We start from the raw sequence: 21,066 nt of genomic DNA, 5'->3' as shown, positions 1-21,066 counted from the left end.
TCATCGTAGAGTCAGACTCTCGGCACGGAATGCGCCGAGATCAGCATCACGCGGTCGGTGCGGAGGAACCCGGTGCGAGTCCGGGGCGGTCCCGCCACTGTCACCGGTCCGGCCACGTGCCGGGCCGCGAGCCAGACACTCCGGTCGACCGCGACCGACGGCCACGGGCGCGGACCCGGGGAGGAGTCAACCATGCCCGGTGACGGCGTGATCCTACTGCTGTCCACCTCGGACACCGACCTGCTCAGCGCCCGGTCCAGCGGTGCGACGTACCGGCTGGCGAACCCGGCCCGCGTCGGCGAGGAACCGGAGGCACTGGCCGACCTGACGGCCGGCGTGGACCTGGTGGTGGTCCGCATCCTCGGCGGTTACCGGATGTGGCAGCGTGGCCTGGACACGCTGCTCGGCGGCGACGTGCCGGTGGTCGCCCTCGGCGGTGAACAGCTTCCCGACGCCGACCTGATGGCCCGCTCCACGGTGACCCGGGGCATCGCCGCCCAGGCGCACGCCTACCTGGCGCAGGGCGGTCCGGACAATCTCCGCGAGCTGCACGCGTTCCTCAGTGACACGGTGCTGCTGACCGGCCACGGCTTCGCGCCGCCGGTCGCGCACCCCACCTGGGGGGTGATGTCACGTCCGGCCCCGACGGGGACCGGGCCGACCGTGGGCATCCTCTATTACCGGGCCCACCAGCTCAGCGGCAACACCGCCTTCGTGGAGGGGCTCTGCGCGGCCGTCGAGCAGGCCGGTGGCGTGCCACTGCCGGTGTTCTGCGCGAGCCTGCGCGCCCCCGAGCCGGACCTGCTGGCCACGCTTGGCCGGGCCGACGCGCTGCTGGTCACGGTGCTGGCGGCCGGGGGTACCCGGCCGGCGGAGGTCTCCGCCGGGGGCGCCGACGAGGCGTGGGACGTCGGTGCGCTCGCCGAGTTGGACGTGCCGATCCTCCAGGCGCTGGCGCTAACCCAGGACCGGGCGTCCTGGGCGGAGAGCGACGACGGGCTCAGCCCGCTGGACGCGGCCACCCAGGTGGCGGTGCCGGAGTTCGACGGTCGGCTGATCACCGTGCCGTTCTCGTTCAAGGAGACCGACGCCGACGGGCTGCCGCACTACGTCGCCGACCCGGAGCGTGCCCGCCGGGTCGCCGGCATCGCGGTCCGGCACGCACGGCTGCGGCACGTGCCGCCGGCCGAACGACGGATCGCGGTGGTGCTGTCGGCGTACCCGACGAAGCACTCCCGGGTCGGCAACGCGGTCGGTCTGGACACCCCGGCCAGCGCCGTACACCTGCTGCGGACGCTGCGCGGGCAGGGTTACGACGTCGGTCCGGTCGACGGCCCGGACGCGCTGCCCGGCCTGCTGCCCAGCGGCGACGGCCAGGACGCCGACGGGGACCGCCTGATCCACGCGCTGATCGCGGCCGGCGGCCAGGACCCGGAGTGGCTCACCGAGGAGAAGCTGGCCGGCAACCCGGTACGCGTCCCGGCCGCCACCTACCGCCGCTGGTTCGACGCGCTCCCCGACGACCTGCGGGAGGCGATGACCGAGCACTGGGGTCCCGCCCCGGGTGACCTGTTCGTCGACCGGTCCGCCGACCCGGACGGCGAGATCGTCCTGGCCGGGTTGCGGGCCGGGAACGTGCTGCTGATGATCCAGCCGCCTCGCGGTTTCGGCGAGAACCCGGTGGCCATCTACCACGATCCGGACCTGCCGCCGACGCACCACTACCTGGCCGCCTACCGGTGGCTGGACGAGGAGTTCGGCGCGCACGCCGTGGTGCACCTGGGCAAGCACGGCTCGCTGGAGTGGTTGCCCGGCAAGAACCTCGGCCTCTCCGCGAGCTGCGGCCCGGACGCGGTCCTCGGCGAGCTGCCGCTCATCTATCCCTTCCTGGTCAACGACCCGGGTGAGGGCGCGCAGGCCAAGCGGCGGGCGCACGCCACCATCGTGGACCATCTGGTGCCGCCGATGGCCCGCGCGGAGAGCTACGGCGACATCGCCCGGCTGGAGCAGTTGCTCGACGAGCACGCCAACATCGCCACCATGGACCCGGCCAAGCTGCCGGCCGTACGGGCGCAGATCTGGACGCTGATCCAGGCCGCCCGCCTCGACCACGACCTCGGCATGGAGCAGCGTCCGCACGACGCCGAGTTCGACGACTTCCTGCTGCACGTCGACGGGTGGCTCTGCGAGGTCAAGGACGCGCAGATCCGCGACGGCCTGCACGTCCTCGGGCACGCCCCGACCGGCGAGGCGCGGGTCAACCTGATGCTGGCCATCCTGCGCGCCCGCCAGGTCTTCGGCGGTCAGGCCGACGCGGTGCCCGGTCTGCGGGCCGCGCTCGGCCTCGACGAGGGCGGCGCCGAGCAGACCGCCGAGGTGGACCGGATCGAGGCGGTGGCCCGACGGCTGGCCGAGGAGATGGAACGGCACGACTGGTCCGCCGAGGCGGTCGACCGGGTACGCGTCGAGGTGCTCGGCGACGACCACCCGCACGGCGCGGAGGTCGGCCGGGTGTTGACGTTCGCCGCGACCGAGGTCGCGCCACGGCTGGCCGGCACCACCGGGGAAATCGACGCCGTGCTGCACGCCCTCGACGGGGGTTACGTGCCGGCCGGACCGAGTGGGTCGCCGCTGCGCGGCCTGGTCAACGTGCTGCCGACCGGCCGCAACTTCTACACCGTCGACCCGAAGGCGATCCCCAGCCGACTGGCCTGGGAGACCGGGCAGGCGATGGCCACCTCATTGCTGGAGCGTTACCGCCGGGACACCGGCGAGTGGCCACGCTCGGTCGGTCTGTCGGCGTGGGGCACCTCGGCGATGCGGACCTCCGGCGACGACATCGCCGAGGTGTTGGCGCTGATCGGGGCGCAACCGGTCTGGGATCCGGCGTCCCGGCGGGTCACCGGCGTCGAGATCGTCCCGCTGGCCGACCTGGGCCGCCCCCGCATCGACGTCACGTTGCGCATCAGCGGCTTCTTCCGGGACGCCTTCCCGCACGTGGTGCTCCTGCTGGACGACGCGATCCGGGAGGTGGCGGCGCTGGACGAGCCGGACGAGGTGAACTACCTCGCCGCGCACGCCCGTGCCGACAGCGCCCGGCACGGCGACGACCGGCGTGCCACCACCCGCATCTTCGGCTCCAAGCCCGGTGCGTACGGTGCCGGGCTGTTGCCGCTGATCGAGAGCGGGAACTGGCGCGACGACGCCGACCTGGCCGAGGTCTACACCGTGTGGGGTGGGTTCGCGTACGGCCGTGACCTGGACGGGCGGCCCGCCCGGGAGGACATGGAGTCGGCGTACCGGCGGATCGCGGTGGCGGCGAAGAACACCGACACGCGTGAGCACGACATCGCCGACTCCGACGACTACTTCCAGTACCACGGCGGGATGATCGCCACGGTGCGGGCGTTGACCGGGCAGGCGCCCCGGGCGTACATCGGGGACAGCACCACCCCGGACGCCACCAGGACCCGGTCGTTGACCGAGGAGACCGCACGGGTGTTCCGCGCCCGGGTGGTCAATCCACGGTGGATCGCCGCGATGCGCCGGCACGGCTACAAGGGCGCGTTCGAGATGACCGCCACGGTCGACTACCTGTTCGGGTACGACGCGACGGCCGGCGTGGTCACCGACTGGATGTACGAGCAGCTCGCGGAGAGCTACGTCCTGGACCCGGAGAACCAGCAGTTCCTGCGCCGGTCGAACCCGTGGGCGCTGCGCGGGATCGTCGAGCGGCTCACCGAGGCCGCCGACCGTGGGCTCTGGGCCAAGCCCGATCCCGCCCTGATGGACGCGCTACGGCAGGCGTACCTGGAGGTGGAGGGCGACCTGGAGGAGTCCGGCTGAGCGGTGCCCGTCCCGGGGAGCCGTCGGTCCCCCGGGACGGGCTCGGGCGACGTGCCCGGGACGGGGCTCAGACGTCGGCGAGCTGGGTGACGTCAGCGAACGCGGCGACCGCGCCGATCACGGTGACGGCGGGTGCGCACAGGTGCCCGGCGGCGGCGACGTCGGCGATGTCGGCGAGGCTTCCGCGCATGACGCGTTGCCGGTCGGTGCCGCCGTTCTCCACGCTGACCGCCGCCGTCGCCGGGTCCATGCCGTGCCGCAGCAACGCGTCGGTCACCTCGGGCAGCGTCTGCACCGCCATCAGCAGCACGATCGTGGTGCCGGAGCGGGCCACCCCGGCCCAGTCGACGGTGCTGCCCGGGTCGTCGGGCGGCAGGTGGGCGGCGAGCACGGTGAAGCCCTGTGTCAGACCGCGATGGGTCACCGGCACACCGGCCAGCTCGGGCACGGCCACCGCGCTGGACACCCCGGGTACCACCTCCACCGGCACCCCGGCGGCCCGACAGGCCAGCACCTCCTCCATGCCCCGGCCGAAGACGAACGGGTCGCCGCCCTTGAGCCGCACCACCCGGTGTCCGGCCTGGGCCTCGGTGACCAGGATCTGGTTGATCTGCTCCTGGGGGACGAACGCGCCGCGTGGCACCTTCGACACGTCGACGACCCGGACGCCGGGCCGCAGGTCGCGCAGCACCGCGTGCGGCACGAGCCGGTCGGCCACCACCACGTCGGCCTCGGCGAGACGGTCCAGCGCCCGGCGGGTGAGCAGACCCGGGTCGCCGGGGCCGCCTCCGACCAGCGTGACCCGGCCGACGGCGGGCGCATCGGCCGGGGTGGGACCGGTCGACCCGGACACGCGCGGGGCCGGGATCACCCCGGCCGCCGGGCTTGCGACAGCCGGGACGGCGCCGGAACCACCGGGTTCCGGGTCCGCGACGGCAGCGGGGGTGCGGGGTGCCGCTCCGGTGGTGTGCCGGTGCACGGCGGTGGCGAAGCGGGCCGCCAGGCTCGGGTGTCCGGCCCAGTGCACGTGCAGGTAGGAGGCGTGCACGGTGCCGGCCACGACACCGTCGGGCACCGGCGCGGCGGTGCCGTGCGCGGCGGACGGGCGGGGCCGGAACCGCCAGGCGGGCGTGCTGTCGGGATCGGCGTCGACGCGGGTCCGGTGGAACTCGTGGCCGGTGACCGCCTGGTCGGCGTCGGCGAGCACGCTCTCCGTGGTGGCCCGCGCGTCCCGGTAGCCCAGCGTCAGCCGGTCGGTCATCCGGGCGCGTACCGGCAGGACCCCGGTCATCGGCGCGCCGTCGAGGTCGCGGGCCAGGTAGAGCAGGCCGGCGCACTCGGCGACCGTCGGGACGCCGCGCGCCGCAGCGTCGGCCACCTCCCGACGCAGGGGTGCGTTCTCGGTCAGTCCGGCGGCGTACACCTCGGGGAAGCCGCCGCCGAGGTACAACCCGGTGGTCTGCTCGGGCAGCGTCGGGTCGTGCAGCGGGTCGACCGGGGCCAGCCGGAGGCCGGCGGCGGTGAGCAGTTCGTCGGTCTCGGCGTACCGGAAGGTGAACGCCGGCCCGGACGCGACCGCGACGGTCCCCTCCACGGTGAGACCGGACAGTTCGGCCACCGGGTCCCAGGCCGGGCCGGGCAGCGCGGGTGCCCGGCGGGCCACCGCGACGACCTGGTCGAGGTCGACACCGGCGGCGACGTGGGCGGCGAGCGCGTCGACGGTACGCGCGGCGGCGGCGGCCCGCTCGGCGACCGGCACCAGGCCGAGGTGCCGGCTCGGGGTGTCCAGGGTCGCGTCCCGGCCCAGCGCCCCCAGCACCGGCACGCCGGTGACGGCCAGCGCGTCGCGGATCTCCGCCTCGTGGGTCACCGAGCCGACCTTGTTGAGGACCACCCCGGCGACGGTGAGCTGCGGGTCGAACGTGGCGAAGCCGTGCACCAGCGCGGCGATGCTGCGCGAGGCACCGGAGACGTCCACCACGAGCAGCACCGGGGTACGGGTCAGCCGCGCCACGTGGGCGGTGGAGGCGTACCCGGCCCGACCGACCGCGCCGTCGAGCAGGCCCATCACGCCCTCGACGATCGCGATGTCGGCGGGGGCCCCGACGGTGGCGCCGTGCCGCAGCAGCGGCAGGATCCGCTGCTCGCCCTGGAGGAACGGGTCGAGGTTGCGGCCCCGGCGGCCGGTGGCCAACTCGTGGTAGCCGGGGTCGATGTAGTCCGGGCCGACCTTGTGGCCGCTGACGGTCAGGCCGCGCCGCCGCAGGGCCGCCATCAGGCCGGTGGCCACCGTCGTCTTGCCCTGCCCCGAGGCCGGAGCGGCGACGATCAGCCGGGGCGGGAGGGTCACCATTCGATGCCCCGCTGCCCCTTCTGACCGGAGTCCATCGGATGCTTGATCTTGGTCATCTCGGTGACCAGGTCCGCCGCGTCCACCAGCCGGGGATCGGCGTCCCGCCCGGTCACCACCACGTGCTGGTGACCGGGGCGCTGCCGCAGCGTCTCCACCACCTCGTCGACGTCCACCCACCCCCACTTCATCGGGTAGGTGAACTCGTCGAGCACGTACAGGTCGTGGGCGGACGTGGCGAGCCGGCGCTTGATCTCCGCCCAGCCCTCCGCGGCCTGCGCCGCGTGGTCGCTCTCGGTGCCCTGGGTCCGGCTCCAGCTCCAGCCGGCGCCCATCTTGTGCCAGGAGACCGGGCCACCCTGGCCGGTCTGCTCGTGCAGCGTGCCGAGGGCGCGTAGTGCGTGTTCCTCGCCGACGGTCCACTTGGCGCTCTTGACGAACTGGAACACCGCGATCGACCAGCCCTGGTTCCAGCCGCGCAGGGCGAGCCCGAAGGCGGCGGTGGACTTGCCCTTCGACGGTCCGGTGTGGACCATCAGCAGCGGCCGGTTGCGGCGTTGCCGGGTGGTCAGCCCGTCGTCCGGCACGGTGACCGGTTGGCCCTGTGGCATCAGGCGGCCCCCCTGGAGGTGCGGACGGCGGTGTGGGCGCGTACCGCGTCGGTGAGCGCGTCGGCGGCGACCCCCTCCAGCGGCAGGTACTGACCGCCGAGCGTGGTGGCCAGGTCGGCGGCGAGTCGCATGCGTACCCGGCCCTGCTCGCAGTCGACGACCACGGTGCTGGTGCCGGCGGCGGCGAGCAGGCGGGCCGCCTGCCGGGCCCGACCGACCGCGTCCGGGCCGGTGGTGGCGCGCCCGTCGGTGACCAGCACCAGCAGCGGACGCCGTCGCGGATCGCGGATCCGTTCCACCCGTAGCACCTCGCGGGCGCGCAGCAGCCCCTCGGCCAACGGGGTGCGGCCTCCGGTCGGCAGCGTGGCCAGCCGGGCGGCGGCCACCTCCACGCTGGCGGTCGGCGGCAACGCCACCTCGGCGTCGGTGGCGCGGAACGTCACCAGGCCGACCTTGTCCCGGCGCTGGTAGGCGTCGAGCAGCAGGGAGAGCACCGCCGCCTTGACCGCGCCGACCCGTTGGCGGGCGCCCATCGAGCCGGAGGCGTCCAGGCAGAACAGGATCAGGTTGCCCTCGCGGCCCTGCCGCACCGGCAACCGCACGTCGCCGGGACGGACCAGGATGCCGGGACCCTGTCGGCCCCGGGCCCGTTGGTGCGGGGCGGCGGCGTGCAGGGTGGCCACCAGGTGGGGCCGTCCGGTCGTCGCCCCGTCGGGACGTCGGGCGCCGACGGTGCGGCCGGTGGTGGTGCGGGCCGGCGAGCGGCGGCCGGCGACGCCGAGGCCGCTGCCGGGGACCTGTAACAACCGGGCCCGGTAGGGCGCGCCGGCCGGCACCGGTGCGGGGACCGTCCGCTCCCCCTCGGCGCCCGGGGCGGGCGGGGTGTCCGGGCGGGAGCGGTACGGGCGGTCGTCGGCGGAATCGCCCTCGGGGTCGCCCGGGCCGCCGCCGTCGGGCGGGCCGTCCGGGTCGTCCGGGCCCGGTGGGCCGTCCGTGGGCGGATCCGGCTCCTCCTCGGGCGGCCCGGGCTCGTCCAGCCCGGCGTCGTGCAGCGCCCGGTCGAGGTCGGCGGCGTCCTGCTGCGGCGGGTCGAAGGGGTTGCGGCGGCGGCGATGCGGCAGGGCCAGCCGGGCGGCGACCCGGACGTCACCGACGCTCACCTCGGTGCGCCCGCACCACGCCGCGTGGGCGATGGCGGTCCGCGCGATGACCAGGTCGGCGCGCATCCCGTCGACCTCGGCGGCGGCGCAGAGGGCGGCGATGCGGGTCACCGTCGCGTCGTCGAGACGGACCGTCGGCAGCAGGGTCCGGGCCCGGGCGACCTGTGCGCCCAGCGCCGCGTCGGCGTCGGCGTAGCGGGCGGCGAAACCGTCCGGGTCGGCCTCGTACGCCAGCCGTCGGCGCATCACCTCGGCCCGCACCTGCGGGTCCCGGCTGGCGGCGACCTCGACGGTCAGACCGAAGCGGTCCAGCAGCTGCGGGCGCAGCTCCCCCTCCTCGGGATTCATGGTGCCCACCAGCACGAACCGGGCCGCGTGGGTGACCGAGACGCCGTCGCGCTCCACGGTGGCGCGCCCCATCGCCGCCGCGTCGAGCAGCACGTCCACCAGGTGGTCGTGCAGCAGGTTGACCTCGTCGACATAGAGCAGGCCACGGTGGGCGGCGGCCAGCAGGCCCGGGTCGTACGCGGTGACGCCCTCGCGCAGTGCCCGTTCCAGGTGCAGCGCGCCGAGGAGGCGGTCCTCACCGGCACCGACCGGCAGTTCCACCAACCGGGCCGGACGCGTACGGGCCGGTGGGTCGGCCGGGTGCGGCCCGTCCGGACAGTCCGGGTCGGGTACCGCCGGGTCGCAGGAGAAGCGGCAGTCGGTCACCACGTCGACCGGGGGCAGGAACGCGGTCAGGGCCCGCACGGCGGTCGACTTCGCGGTGCCCTTCTCGCCTCGGACCAGCACACCGCCGATCGCCGGGGAGACCGCGCACAGGTTCAGCGCCAACGCCATGTCGTCCATGCCGACGACGGCGGAGAAGGGGTACGACCGCACGGCCACACCTTTCACCTCGCGTGGGTCCTCGCCCACGGCCGGTCACCGACCACGCCGACGCAGCGGCCGACGTGGCACGACGCAGCGAGTGTCTGGCTTCCGGTGGCCGGCGCGGGGCCGGACCGGTCACAGTGGCGGGACCGCCCCGGATTCGCCGACCCCGTTCGGGCCGGCTCACCGGTGTTCCCCACCGCGCCGTCGTCGCCGATGATGTCACACCGACCCCCCGGGGCGGCAGGGTCGCGGATTGCTGGACTACCGTTGCGCCGCGTGAGGTCCATGACATCCCCGGTCGCCGTGGTCGGCGTCGGCGCGGACGGCTGGGCGGGGCTCGGCGAGCGCGGACGCGACGCGGTGCGGCAGGCGGAGGTCGTGCTGGGCGGCCGGCGGCACCTGGACCTGCTGCCGGAGAGCGTGCCGGCGCAGCGGGTCGCCTGGCCGACGCCGTTGCTGCCGGCCCTGCCCGACCTGCTCGCGACGCACGCCGACCGGCGGATCTGCGTACTGGCCAGCGGCGACCCGATGTGGTTCGGCATCGGCACGCACCTGGTCCGGCTGCTCGGCGCCGACCGGGTGCGCGTGGTCGGCCATCCCTCCTCGATCACGCTGGCGTGCGCGCGGATGGGCTGGCCGGTGGAGCGGGTCACCGTCCGCAGCGCGGTCGGCCGTGACCTGGACGAGGTCCGCCGCGACCTCGCCCCGGGCCGACTGCTGCTGGTGCTCAGCACCGATGCCGCCACCCCCGCCGCGCTGGCCCGGCTGCTGACCGACGCCGGGTACGGCGACAGCGAACTGACGGTCCTGGGCGCGCTCGACGCCGACACGGAGCAACGGGTCGACGGCCGGGCCGAGGGTTGGGCCGCCCCACCCGGCGATCCGCTGAACGTGGTCGCGGTGCGGGTCGTCGCCGTACCCGGCACGCGGGTGCTCTCCACCGTGCCCGGTCTCCCGGACGACGCCTTCGCGCACGACGGCGCCCTGACCAAGCGGGAGGCCCGCGCGTTGGCCCTGTCCCGGCTCGCACCCACCGGCGACGACCTGCTCTGGGACGTCGGGGCCGGCAGCGGCAGTGTGGCGGTCGAGTGGCTGCGCAGCGATCCCTCCACGTCGGCGGTGGCGGTGGAGGGCCGTGACGACCGCGCCGACCGGATCGTCGCCAACGCCCGGAATCTCGGCGTACCCCGGTTGCGGGTGGTCCGGGGCCGGGCGCCGCAGGCCCTCGCGGACCTGCCCGCACCCGACGCGGTCTTCGTCGGCGGCGGGCTGACCGCACCGGGGGTGTTCGACGCGGCCTGGGACGCGCTGCGTCCCGGCGGGCGGCTCGTCGCCCACGCGGTCACCCTCGAAGGCGAGCGCGAACTCACCGACCAACTGGCCCGGCACGGTGGGGACCTGACCCGGTTGTCGATCGAACGCGCCACGCCGCTGGGCGGTTTCACCGGGTGGAAACCGGCCCGCGCGCTGGTGCAGTGGGCGGTGAGCAAGCCATGACAGTGCACTTCATCGGCGCCGGACCGGGCGCCGCCGACCTGATCACCGTACGCGGGCAACGCGTCCTGGCCCGCGCCCAGGTCTGCCTGTACGCCGGCAGCCTGGTCCCCGCCGACCTGCTCGCCACCTGCCCGCCGGACGCCCGGCTAGTGGACACCGCCGAGCTGACGTTGGACGAGATCGTGGCGGCGATGGTCGAGGCGCACCGCGACGGTCACGACGTCGCCCGCCTCTGCTCCGGCGACCCGGCCGTGTTCAGCGCCGTCGCCGAGCAGACCCGGAGGCTGGACGCGGCCGGGGTGCCGTACGAGATCGTGCCGGGCGTGCCGTCGTACGCGGCGGCGGCGGCCACGTTGCGCCGGGAGCTGACCGTGCCGACCGTCGGGCAGACGGTGATCCTCACCCGTACCCAGGCCCGGTCGACGCCGATGCCGCCCGGGGAGACCCTGGCCGAGCTGGGCCGCAGCCGCGCCACGCTGGTCCTGCACCTGGCGGTGGCGCGGACCCGGCAGATCGCCGGAGAGCTGGTCGGGCACTACGGGTCGGACTGTCCGGTGGCCGTGGTCGCCAACGCCAGCCGTCCCGACGAGATCGTGCTGCGCGGCACCCTGGCCGACATCGCCGATCAGGTGGAGGCGCACGGCATCCGCCGGACCGCGGTGATCATCGTCGGGGCCGCGCTGGCCGCCGACTCCTTTCCGGACAGTTACCTCTACTCCCCCGGCCGGGACCGTAGCGCCAAGCGTCCGCACGGGCCGACGGCATGAGCGCCGCGCGGACGATCCTGGTGATCGGCATCGGGGCCGGCGACCCGGGTCAGCTCACCCTCGCCGGAGCCGAGGCGATGCGCCGGGCCGACGTGTTCTTCCTGCTGGACAAGGGTGCCGAGAAGCACGACCTGATCGCGTTGCGGCAGGAGCTGCTGGCTCGTTTCGCCCGGCCGGAGCATCGGGTGGTCGAGGTACGCGACCCGGACCGGGACCGGACCGCCGCCGGGTACGTCTCGGCGGTGGACCAGTGGCGACGGGACCGCGCCGACCTGCTGGAGGAGGCCATCGCCGCGCACCTGCCCGACGGGGGCTGCGGCGCGTTCCTGGTCTGGGGCGATCCGGCGCTCTACGACAGCACCCTGGCGGTGGTGGAGGAGATCCGGGCGCGCGGCCGGATCGCGGTGGAGCACACCGTGATCCCGGGCGTCAGCAGCGTGGCAACGCTCGCCGCGCGGCACCGCATCGGGCTCAACCGGGTGGGCCGGGCGTTCCTGGTGACCACCGGCCGCCGGTTGGCCGAGCAGCTGCCCTCGGACGTCGACGACATCGTGGTGATGCTGGACGCGAACTGTTCCTTCACCCACTACCTGGACGAGGACTTCGACATCTTCTGGGGCGCCTACCTGGGCACCGCCGACGAGATCCTGGTCGCCGGACGGCTGTCGGAGGTGGCGGAGCGGATCGTGGAGACCCGCCGGGAGGCCCGCCGCCGCAAGGGCTGGATCATGGACACGTACCTGCTGCGGCGCCGGGATCCGGCCGGCGGGGCGTGACCGGGCCGACGGGCGACGTGGCCCGGACGCGGGCGCGAGGGTGCCTCTCGCCGACCCGCGTCCGGGCGGTCACGTCGTCACCACCGGGTCAGTAGCTGACCGTCGTGGCGGTGGCGGTGTCGGTGACGATCGCGATGCCGGCGCTGGTGCCGAGCAGTTCGGCCCCGGCCCGCAGCAGCCCGACGGCCTGCGGGTAGGACTTGATACTGCCGGACGCCTTGACCCGGCTCCGGCCGGCGGCCCGGGACACCAGGTAGCCGATGCTCTCCGGGTTGGCGACCTCGACGGCGCCGCTGCTGGCGTTCTTCAGGTACGCCGCACCCGCCTCGATGGAGAGTTCGATGGCGGTCTCCCGCTCGGCCGCGGTCAGCAGCGGCAGTTCCAGCATCACCTTGACCGGCACTCCGGAGGCGCGGACGACACCGGCGATGTCCTCGCGGAACTCGTCGTACATGCCGCTCTTGAGCCAGCCGATCTGCACCCCGATGTCGATCTGTGCGGCACCGGCGCGTACCAGGCTCTCCGCCTCGAACGCCTTGCCGGCGCTGGTGGTCACGCCGACGGTCGGGAAGTCCAGGGCGGAGGCCACCTGCACGTCGGTGCCGCGCAGCACCTCGGCGACGACCGACACCCAGGAACCCGGCACCATCGCCGCGTTGAAGCCGTGGGTGAGCGCCTCCTCGGCGTGCGTGATCATGCGTTCCCGGGTGGTGCCCACCTCGATCAGGGTGTGCTGGATGTACGGCGCGAGGGCGGCCGGGGTCAGGTCGGCCGGCAGGGCCGTCGTGGCGGACGTCATGGCGGGGATCTCCTTTGTGCGGACGTGCGGCACCCGGCGGCCGGCGTCGCGCGCCTCGGCCGCCGTAGTGGCGGAACTGGGGATGGTCAAGGACCGGGTGAACGGGAGCGGCACACCGCTCGGTCGGGTCACGACCAGTCGATCAACACCTTCCCGACGTGGCCGGCGTCGGCCGCGGCCAGCGCCTCGGCCGCCTGGTCGGCCGGGAAGGGCGGGGCGAGCAGGTGCGCCAGCGCGGGCAGGCCACGGGCGGCCCGGAGCACGGCCGGGAACTCCGGCTGGGTGAAGACCCAGCTACCGAGCACCCGCAGTTCCTTGCGGATGACGTCCACGCCGGGGTCGATCTCCATGCTGTTGTTCGCGCCCAGCAGCACCACCGTGCCGTGCGGCCGGGCCAGCTTCATCACCTGCGCCTGCGCGGTCGGGTTCGCGGAGCACTCGAAGACGATCTCCGGTCCACGGCCCTCGGTGACCGCCGCGACGGTCGCGACGGGGTCCTGTCCGAGCGGGTCGACGACCACCGCCCCCAGCGTCTTGGCCAGGTCCCGCCGCCCCTCGATGGGGTCGACCGCGTAGACCTCGGCACCGGCGGCCACCGCGAGGGCCACCACGCTGCAACCGACCGGCCCGAGGCCGAAGACGGCGACCCGGTCGCCGACGCCGACCCCGGACTTGCGGACCGCCGAGTACGCGGTGCCGAAGTTGCAGGCGATCAGCGTCGCCAGTCCGTCGCTGACGTCGTCGGGTACCGGCAGGACGCCGGTCGTCGGAGCGGTGACGTACTCCGCGTCGGCGCCGCCCCGGTGGTTGCCGAGCGTCCGCCGGTCGGCGCAGAACATCGGCTCGCCGCTGCGACAGAAGACGCACTCGTCGCAGCCCGAGTGCTGGTAGACGATGACCCGGGTGCCCTCGGCCGGTCCGGCGCCGGAGGCGGCGGCTGCGGCGATCACGCCCACCGCCTCGTGGCCGGGCACGGTGTGCAGGCGGTTGTCGAGTTCGGCCGCCGGCTTGCGGTAGTGCGGCAGGTCGCTGCCGCAGACCGCCGACGACGTCACGCGTACCAGTACCTCGTCGGGGGCCGGCACCGGGCGCGGCACCCGGCGTACGACCGAGGTGCGGTCACCGGTCAGCATCAGCGCCCGCATCGACGGTTCTTCCGTGGGGTGGGCTTCCATCTCGCGTTCTCCTCGAATGGTGCGTGTCACGCCGCAGCCAGGTCCGTCACGTCGAGGTACCGGCTGTACAGGGCGTCGTAGACAGGGACGGTGGTGGGATCGGGCAGGTGGCGGCGGGCGGCGGCGGGGGAACCGGCGGCGTGCGCCAGATCCGGGTACCGGCCGAGGCCCACCCAGGCGGAGAGGGCGGCGCCGCGCAGCGGTGCGGCCTGCGGATCGCCGGCCGGGACCTCGATGGCGCGGCCGGTGACGTCGGCCAGGATCTGGCCGAAGACCTCCGAGCGGGCACCGCCGCCGATCGCGGTCACCGTCGGTCCGGCCAGGTCCGTCGGCAGGTGTCGCAGCACGTCGCGGACCTGGAGGGCGATTCCCTCCATGGTGGCCCGGACCAGGGCGCCCGGTCCGTGGGTGAAGTCGAGGCCGTCGACCCGGCCGCCGGCCGCCGTCCAGTGCGGGGTGCCGACGCCGGCCATGGTGGGCGCGAAGAGCAGACCGCGTGCGCCGGGTTCGACCTGCCGGGCGTCGGCCGACATCCGCTCGTACGCCGTGTCGTCGTCGCCGTAGCGCAGCAGTGTCCGCAGCCAGCGCAGTGCCGACCCGCAGGCCGGGATGGTGCCCTCGACCGAGACGCAGTTCTCGACGACGTGGGCGGCGCGGACGAACCCGGCGGGGTCGACGACGTCACCGACGGCGGCCGGGAAGACCATCGTCGCCGAGGTGCCGAGGTTGACGGTGGCGGCGCCGGCACGGACCCCGCCACCACCGGCCGCCGAGCACTGCTGGTCGCCGCCGCCCACGTACACGGGCAGCCCGCGCGGCAAGCCGGTGGCGTCGGCCACCTCGTCGCGCAGGGCACCGGCGACGTCGGTGGCCGCGCGCAGCTCGGGCAGGCGGGCACCGTCGAGGTCGAACGCCGTGAGCAGGTCGTCGCTCCACTGCCCGGCGTGCAGGTCCAGCAGGCCGTACCAGGAGGCGCAACTGCGGTCGACCTGCGGTCGGCCGCCGGTCAGTCGCGCCAGCAGCCATTCCTGGACACCGACGAAGGAGGACGACGCGGCGTACGCCTCGGGGGCGTGGGTCCGCAGCCAGACGAGGGTGGCCAGGGCCGGCATGGTGCTCAGCGGCATCCCCGACACCCGGCTGTAGGTGTCCGGGTCGACGGCCGCCCGCAGGGCGTCCAGCTCGCTCGCGCCCCGCTGGTCCATCCAGAGCACCAGCGGGGTGACCGGGCGCAGGTCGGCGTCGAGTCCGGCGACGGAGGCCCGCTGGGTGGACAGGGTCAGCGCGACCACCCGGTGCCCGGCCTGTGCGGCCACGGCCCGCATGGCACGCAGCTCCCCGACGGTCACCTCCCACATCGCCGGCAGGGACTGTTCCGCCCGGCCCGGCTGCGGGTGGTCGACGGCCAACTCCCGGCTGTGTTGGCCGTGCACCTCGCCCCGCTCGTCGACCAGGGCGCAACGGATCCCGGTCGTGCCGGCGTCGACCACACACACGACGTCGGTCATCCCTTGACCGCCCCGAAGCTCATGCCGGTGACGAGCTGCTTCTGCGACAGGAAGAGCACGATGGCGACGGGCAGCACAGCCAGCGTGCCGGCGGCCATCATCGGGCCGATCGCCACCGACTGGAACTGCATGAACCCGAGCATCGCCACCGAGACGGTCTTCGCCTCGCCGCTGGCCAGGGTCAACGCGAAGACGAACTCGTTCCAGGAGAAGATGAAGTTCAACACCGCCGCCGCGGCGACGCCGTTGCGCACCATCGGCCACGCCACGCTGACGAACTTGCGGGTCTCCGAGCAGCCGTCCAGGTCGGCGGCCTCGAAGACCGCGGCCGGCAGGTCGGCGAAGAAGCTGCGCAGCAGGAAGAACGTCACCGCGAGGTTGACCACCGTGTGCATCACGGTCAGCGCCCAGACCGTGTCGATGCCGCCGAGCTGGCGGAACAGCACGAAGTACGGGATGACCACGACGACGGCGGGGAGCATCCGGGTGGACAGCACCCAGAACTCGAAGTCGGCGCGGCCCCGGAACTTCATCCGGGCGCAGGCGTACGCGGCCGGGGTGGCGGCGGCGATGGCGATCGCCGAGGACACCACGGCGACCAGGACCGAGCGGCCGATCGCCGACATGAAGTCCGCGTCGCCGAACAGGTCGACGACGTTGAACATGTAGAGCGGGGCCAGCCAGTCCGGCGACCCACCACGGATGTCGCTGGGGGCGGCGAAGCCGACGCGGAGCATGAAGGCGAACGGCAGGACCGACCAGAGGATGAGGCCCCAGATCGCCACGGTCCGCAGGACCCGGCCTTTGCGCGTCTCGTGCACTAGTGCTCCAACCGTTGCAGCGCGGGCGCGGCGAACCGCTTGCCGAGGATGAAGAGGACGACGAGCAGCAGCAGGCCGAGCGCGGACGCCTCGCCGATGTGCAGGTCGTTGAAGGCGGTCCGGTAGATGCGGACGACGAGCGTCTCGGTCGCCGCGCCCGGTCCTCCCCCGGTGATGATCCAGATCGAGTCGAAGGTGCGGATCGCGTCGATCGCGCGGATCGTCACGACGAAGGCCACCAGCGGCTTGAGCATCGGCAACGCGATGCGGACCAGCCGCTGCACGGCGTTCGCGCCGTCCAGGGCGCCCGCCTCGAAGGTCTCGTCCGGCAGCGACTTGAGCCCGGCGAGCATGACCAGCGTGATGAACGGCGCCCACTGCCAGATGTCGACCACCACGAGGGCCACCACGGCCAGCATCGGCTCGGACGTCCAGCCCGGAGTCGGCAGGCCGAGCGCGCCCAGGGTGGCGTTGATCTGCCCGCCGTCCGGGTTGAGCATCAACCGCCAGGAGAGGTACGCCGCCACCGGCGTGGCGCCGAAGGGCAGCACCAGCAGGGCCAGGTAGAGCCGGCTGCCGCGCAGTGGCCGCCAGAGCAGCGAGGCCGCGAGCGTACCCAGGGCGAACTCGGCGACCACGGCGACCACCACCATGCCGACGGTGAGCAACACCGCGCGCAGCAGACCGGGCTCGGAGAGCGCGTCGGCGAAGTTGGCCAGGCCGGCGAACCCCTGCTCGTCCGGGCGGGTCAGGTCGTTGCGTCGCAACGACCCGACCAGCACCGACACGAACGGGTAGAGCGTGAACGCGAGCAGCAGCACGGTCATCGGCGCGAGCATGCCGACGAGGAAGAGTCGCCGGCCCCGGTCCTCGCGGGGGCGGCGCGGCGGGCCGCCGGTGCGACCCGGACGCGTCGGCGGCGTCGGGTCGGCGGCCTGCCGCGCGAGCACGGCTGTTCGATCTGCGGACATCACAACCTCGTTCGGCCTGGACTGCTCCGGCAGTCGTCCACGGTGGTGGGGCGAGACGTCATCGGCCGGCCCGGGCCATCGCGGCCGCCGCGTCCGACATGGCCCGCTTCGGGTCCTTCCCGTCCACCAGCACCTTGATCAGTTCGAGGGAGAGCGCGTCGGCCTCGCTCGGGAAGGTCGGCCGCGCGTACGGCACCCGCTCCGGCTGGACGGCCTGGAGGTTGGCGACGATCTCCTGCGACATGTCGCCCGGGTAGAAGGAGAGGAAGTCCTTGTTGGACCAGACCGACTCGCGGGCCGACGGGCTGCCCGACTCGGCGCTGACCGCGGTGGCGGTCTCCTTGCTCATCGCCCAGGCGTAGAAGAGCGCCGCCTGCTCCTTCTTGCGCGACGCCTTCGGGATGCCGGCCATCCAGTACCAGTAGTTCGGGGCGGCCGGGGCGGCGGCGCTGCCGGGCCAGCGGGACACCGCGATCTGGTCGGTGTGCTGGCTGCTGCTCTTGTCCAGTACGACCGACAGCAGCCCGCTGGCGTCGGTGTAGAGACCCGCCCGGCCCTCGTTGACCGAGCCGGTGGCCTCCAGCCAGCTCATGTTGGACGCGCCCTTCGGGCCGTACCGGCTGAGCAGCTGCTGCACGTACAGTTCGGTCGCCGCGACCGCCTCGGGGCTGTCCACCGCCGGGGTGTTGCCGGCGTAGAACTCGCCGCCCTGGGTGAGGAAGTAGTTCGTCCAGGTCCAGACGATGTCGAGACCGCGTCGACCGCGCCCGGCGAACGGCCGCTCCATGGTCGCGGAGAGCTTCTGACTGGCGTCGACCAGGCTTTCCTGAGTGGGGAAGCCGGTGATCCCGGCCTGCGACGCCAGGTCCTTGCGATAGATCACCACGCCCGCCTCGGCGGAGAGCGGCAACGCCATCAGCTCACCGTTGAGGCTGCTGGCCCGGCGGGCCGGCTCGAAGAAGTCGTTCGGGTCGAACCAGCCGGTGTTGACCAGGTCGCCGCCGCCGAAGTACGCGTCCAGCGGTTCCAGCCAGCCCGCGTTCATGTACTGCCCGGCCTGGAGGTTGCCGACCATCAGGGCGTCGTAGGTGGTGGCGCCGGAGGAGAGGGCCACCAGGGCCTGCTGGTAGTAGCTGTCCTCGGAGAGCGTGTTGGCCTTGAGCGTCATACCGGTCAGCGCCTCGAACTCGGCGAACCGCTTGCTGACCGCGGAGGTCCACCAGTGCTCGCAGAGCAGGAGGTTGAGCGTCTCGCCCTTGAAGCGGTCCCAGGTCATGCCGGAGCCGTCGAACGTGTCGGCCGCCGCCGCGACGTTCGCGGTGCCGGTGTCGCCCTCGCGGCCGGCGCAGGCGCTGAGCGCCACGGCGCCGCCGATCCCGAGCACGCCGGTCAGCAGGCCGCGCCTGGACAGCCGGAAGGGAGCCTCGTTGCGCATGATGTCTCCTCAGGGCAGCGTGCGACGACGGCGGTGGCGAACCACCGTCGGCACGGGTGGGGGTGGGGTGTGGTGTTGGGGGAAGGACGTGGTGGGGCGGGGCGTCCTACCGTTTGATCCAGGAGGAGATCCGTACGCGGTCGCCGCGTACCCAGACGTCGGAGTACTCGACGGAGTCTCCGTTGGCCTGGTAGGAGATCTGCTCGAGGTAGAGGACGGGCACCCCGGGACGCAGCGCCATCGCGGTGCTGACGTCGTCGTCGGGAAGTATCGCGGAGAAGGTACGCCGGACCGAGTCGACGGTCACGCCGTAGTCGTGTTCGAGCACTCCGAACAGCGACCGTTCCTGGAGGACCTGCGGTGACAGGTCCGGGCACAGGGCGGTGGGCAGGTAGTTGTCGAGCAGGTAGACCACCTCGCCGCCGACCGATCGGGTCCGGCGGATGGCCAACACGCTGAGGTCGTCGGCACGCAGGCCGAGGTGGGCGGCGATGTGCGAGGGGGCCTGCACGACACGGGCGGAGAGCACCTGCGTGTGGTACTCGACGCCCTCCCGGTCCAGACTCTGCGCGGTGGAGATCAGCTCCTGGGCGAACTCCTGCTCCAGCATCTGGCCCCGGACGAAGGTGCCCTTGCCCCGGGTCTGCTTGAGCAGGCCGGCCTCGATCAGCGTACGGATGGCCCGGCGGACCGTGCCCCGCGAGACGTTCAGCGCGGCGGCCAGCTCGGGCTCGGCGGGGAGCTTCAGGTGTTCCGGCCACTCCCCCGACTCGATGCGCTGCCGCATCAGTTGCGAGATCTGCTCGTGCAGCGCCTCGGCCTCGGCGGGCGAGACCTGTCGGGTGAGTGCCCTGATCGCGGCGGGGTTCAGTTCCTGCGTCGTCGCCACGCCTGCTCCTCGTCGCTTGTTCAGTGATGTCCGCATTAGTCTGTGGACATCACTGAACATAGGGCCGGTCGATCACGCCGTCAAGCCCCTGACCTGAGGAAACTTGGCGCGGGTCGACTCACCCCACGACCGGGCAGTGATACACGACGACGGACGGGGTGCCGGCCGTTGGCCGACACCCCGTCACGGTCGATCACGTCAACTCGCGGAGCAACTCGCGGTCGGCGTGGTGTTGTTGCCGTTCTTGTAGAGCGTGACGCCGAAGTTGTTGCCGTTGCCGTTCGGCCGGGCGGTGAGGGTGCCGCTGGAGCCGCTGATCGACGCGTTCCAGCTGTTCTGCACGCTCTGGCCGCCGTTGGTCCGGATGGAGACGGTCCAGTTGTTGCTGCCGCTGACCGAGAAGTTCACGTTGAACCGGTCGCTCCAGTCCTCGGCCCGACTCACGCTGACCGAGCAGCCGCCGCTGCCGGGCGGCGGGGTGGTGGGGTTGGTGGTGCCCCCACTGTTCACCGTGATGTTGGAGCTACCGCTGCTCTGGTACCCCTCGGTGGCCATGATCTGGTAGTAGTGGTTGCCCAGGTTCATGCCCCGGGCGGCCCACGCGTCGAAGTGGTTGCCGGTGGTGATGGTGCCGCCCACCCGCTTCGACGTCCGGACGCTCCAGTACTGGTAGAAGGTCTGCGTGCCGTCGATCGACGGCTGGTTGACCCGCTGGGTGCGGTAGATGTCGTACGTACCGCCGTCGGTGTTGATCGTGCCCATGGAGTTGGCACCCGGCGGACGCCAGCTTCCCCAACTGTCCACGATGTAGTACTCGACCAGCGGGCTACGCGTCCAGCCGTACAGGGTCAGGTACGAGTTGCCGTTCGGGCTGAAGGTGCCCGAGTAGGTGACGTTGCGCCGCGTACCCGGGTTCCAGCCCTTGCCGGCGACGAAGTTGTTGACGTTGCTCCACTGGGTGCTGTACTGACCGCCGTTCCCCATCGTCATGGAGACGTTGCCGCTGTCCTTCCAGAAGGAGAAGAAGTAACCGTTGTGGTTCCCCTCCTGGTTGGACGTCACGGTCTGGGCGTGGGCGGGACCCGTCGCGATCGCCACGGTGCCGGTCGTGACCAGCGCCACGGCGCAGGCCGCGCCGATGAGCGACCGGAGGCGACCGCTTCTGCGGCGTCTCGGTGGGACGAGGCCGTCGGGCATGCTTCCTCCTCGGGACGGCTGGCCGGAGGCCAGCGGTGCGTACGCGCCGACCGCCTCTCGGCGGCCCGGGCGACCGCCGTCGACGGTCGGCGCGTATCGCGTTCGGTGGTGGTGGGGTACCGGTCGTGCCGCAGGGTGACCGGCGGAACTGGTGGCGACCTCGACGACGATTGAGCCGCGTCGATGGGCAACAGTATTGGCCGACTTCCCTGGACACGTCAACAACTTCCGGAAACACTCCCGACATCAGCGACCGACCGGAACAACCGAGCACCGCGCTGTTGATCCTGTTCAGCGGCGCCGCGAGCGCGTCACCTCGGACGATAGCCACCGCAACTATCGGTGTCGCCGCGGACACGCCGGGCCCCTGCCGTCGTAACTTCCA

At 73.2% G+C, this 21,066-nt stretch carries 15 protein-coding genes, 1 pseudogene and 1 riboswitch; of the genes and pseudogenes, 4 read left to right on the top strand and 12 right to left on the bottom strand.

Going from position 1 to position 21,066, the window contains the following annotated elements:
• The first annotated feature begins 62 nt into the window (after positions 1-62).
• Positions 63-141, top strand: a riboswitch (cobalamin riboswitch).
• Between the two features lie 51 nt (positions 142-192).
• Complete coding sequence (cobN, locus tag ACFYTT_RS03535; protein WP_387257515.1) at positions 193-3,846, top strand: cobaltochelatase subunit CobN; 3,654 nt, start codon at positions 193-195, stop codon at positions 3,844-3,846.
• A 67-nt stretch (positions 3,847-3,913) separates the two neighbouring features.
• Here cobN and cobA read toward each other — a convergent pair whose 3' ends face one another.
• The 4 genes and pseudogenes from cobA to ACFYTT_RS03515 all read right to left on the bottom strand — a co-directional run bounded on the left by cobA (position 3,914) and on the right by ACFYTT_RS03515 (position 8,819).
• Positions 3,914-4,699 carry a uroporphyrinogen-III C-methyltransferase gene (cobA, locus tag ACFYTT_RS03530; protein WP_387257962.1) on the bottom strand — a complete coding sequence of 262 codons (786 nt, stop codon included), beginning with the start codon at positions 4,697-4,699 and terminating at the stop codon, positions 3,914-3,916.
• A 117-nt stretch (positions 4,700-4,816) separates the two neighbouring features.
• Positions 4,817-6,199 (bottom strand): annotated as a pseudogene (locus ACFYTT_RS03525) (cobyrinate a,c-diamide synthase); the annotation flags it as partial.
• Positions 6,193-6,807 (bottom strand): cob(I)yrinic acid a,c-diamide adenosyltransferase, encoded by a 615-nt coding sequence (cobO, locus tag ACFYTT_RS03520; protein ID WP_131057785.1) that lies wholly within the window; start codon positions 6,805-6,807, stop codon positions 6,193-6,195. The gene cobO and the pseudogene ACFYTT_RS03525, both read right to left, overlap by 7 nt.
• Positions 6,807-8,819: a magnesium chelatase subunit D family protein gene (locus tag ACFYTT_RS03515; RefSeq protein WP_387257961.1), complete on the bottom strand. Its 2,013-nt coding sequence runs from the start codon at positions 8,817-8,819 to the stop codon at positions 6,807-6,809. Before ACFYTT_RS03515 ends, cobO begins: the two co-directional genes overlap by 1 nt.
• A gap of 312 nt (positions 8,820-9,131) precedes the next feature.
• On the opposite strand from ACFYTT_RS03515, the gene cbiE reads away from it, so the two are divergent.
• Genes cbiE through cobF form a run of 3 tightly spaced genes read left to right on the top strand, consistent with a single transcriptional unit; the run spans position 9,132 to position 11,886 of the window.
• Entirely contained in the window at positions 9,132-10,343 is a 1,212-nt protein-coding gene (gene cbiE / locus ACFYTT_RS03510; RefSeq protein WP_387257960.1) for a precorrin-6y C5,15-methyltransferase (decarboxylating) subunit CbiE, read from the top strand.
• A complete protein-coding gene (gene cobM / locus ACFYTT_RS03505; protein WP_131054543.1) occupies positions 10,340-11,110 on the top strand; it encodes a precorrin-4 C(11)-methyltransferase in 771 nt (256 codons plus the stop codon). The genes cbiE and cobM overlap by 4 nt, the downstream gene beginning before the upstream one ends.
• Positions 11,107-11,886, top strand: coding sequence for a precorrin-6A synthase (deacetylating) (gene cobF / locus ACFYTT_RS03500; RefSeq protein ID WP_387257511.1), 780 nt, complete (start codon positions 11,107-11,109; stop codon positions 11,884-11,886). The genes cobM and cobF overlap by 4 nt, the downstream gene beginning before the upstream one ends.
• Positions 11,887-11,974: 88 nt before the next feature.
• On the opposite strand, the gene deoC is transcribed toward cobF, so the two are convergent.
• The 8 genes from deoC to ACFYTT_RS03460 form a co-directional block, all read right to left on the bottom strand.
• Positions 11,975-12,685 (bottom strand): deoxyribose-phosphate aldolase, encoded by a 711-nt coding sequence (gene deoC, locus ACFYTT_RS03495; protein WP_131054541.1) that lies wholly within the window; start codon positions 12,683-12,685, stop codon positions 11,975-11,977.
• A 128-nt stretch (positions 12,686-12,813) separates the two neighbouring features.
• Positions 12,814-13,860, bottom strand: coding sequence for a zinc-binding dehydrogenase (locus ACFYTT_RS03490; protein ID WP_357214179.1), 1,047 nt, complete (start codon positions 13,858-13,860; stop codon positions 12,814-12,816).
• 26 nt (positions 13,861-13,886) lie between these two features.
• On the bottom strand, positions 13,887-15,368 hold the full coding sequence (locus ACFYTT_RS03485) for an FGGY-family carbohydrate kinase (protein WP_387257510.1): 1,482 nt from the start codon (positions 15,366-15,368) through the stop codon (positions 13,887-13,889).
• Entirely contained in the window at positions 15,365-16,189 is an 825-nt protein-coding gene (locus ACFYTT_RS03480) for a carbohydrate ABC transporter permease (RefSeq protein WP_131054538.1), read from the bottom strand. The genes ACFYTT_RS03485 and ACFYTT_RS03480 overlap by 4 nt, the downstream gene beginning before the upstream one ends.
• The gene (locus ACFYTT_RS03475; protein WP_176093783.1) at positions 16,189-17,160 is read right to left on the bottom strand and encodes a carbohydrate ABC transporter permease; all 972 of its coding nucleotides are present in this window, start codon (positions 17,158-17,160) and stop codon (positions 16,189-16,191) included. Before ACFYTT_RS03475 ends, ACFYTT_RS03480 begins: the two co-directional genes overlap by 1 nt.
• A gap of 58 nt (positions 17,161-17,218) precedes the next feature.
• A complete protein-coding gene (locus ACFYTT_RS03470) occupies positions 17,219-18,595 on the bottom strand; it encodes an ABC transporter substrate-binding protein (protein WP_131054034.1) in 1,377 nt (458 codons plus the stop codon).
• 106 nt (positions 18,596-18,701) lie between these two features.
• On the bottom strand, positions 18,702-19,484 hold the full coding sequence (locus tag ACFYTT_RS03465) for a GntR family transcriptional regulator (protein WP_161594984.1): 783 nt from the start codon (positions 19,482-19,484) through the stop codon (positions 18,702-18,704).
• Between the two features lie 198 nt (positions 19,485-19,682).
• Positions 19,683-20,681, bottom strand: coding sequence for a glycoside hydrolase family 11 protein (locus ACFYTT_RS03460; RefSeq protein ID WP_131054036.1), 999 nt, complete (start codon positions 20,679-20,681; stop codon positions 19,683-19,685).
• Between the last annotated feature and the right edge of the window lie 385 nt (positions 20,682-21,066).

The sequence above is a fragment of the Micromonospora sp. NPDC003816 genome (assembly GCF_042874705.1).
In the GTDB taxonomy this organism is placed as follows: domain Bacteria; phylum Actinomycetota; class Actinomycetes; order Mycobacteriales; family Micromonosporaceae; genus Micromonospora.
The sequence above is the reverse complement of the archived record's forward strand: the minus strand, read 5'-3'. Positions and strand labels throughout refer to the sequence as shown.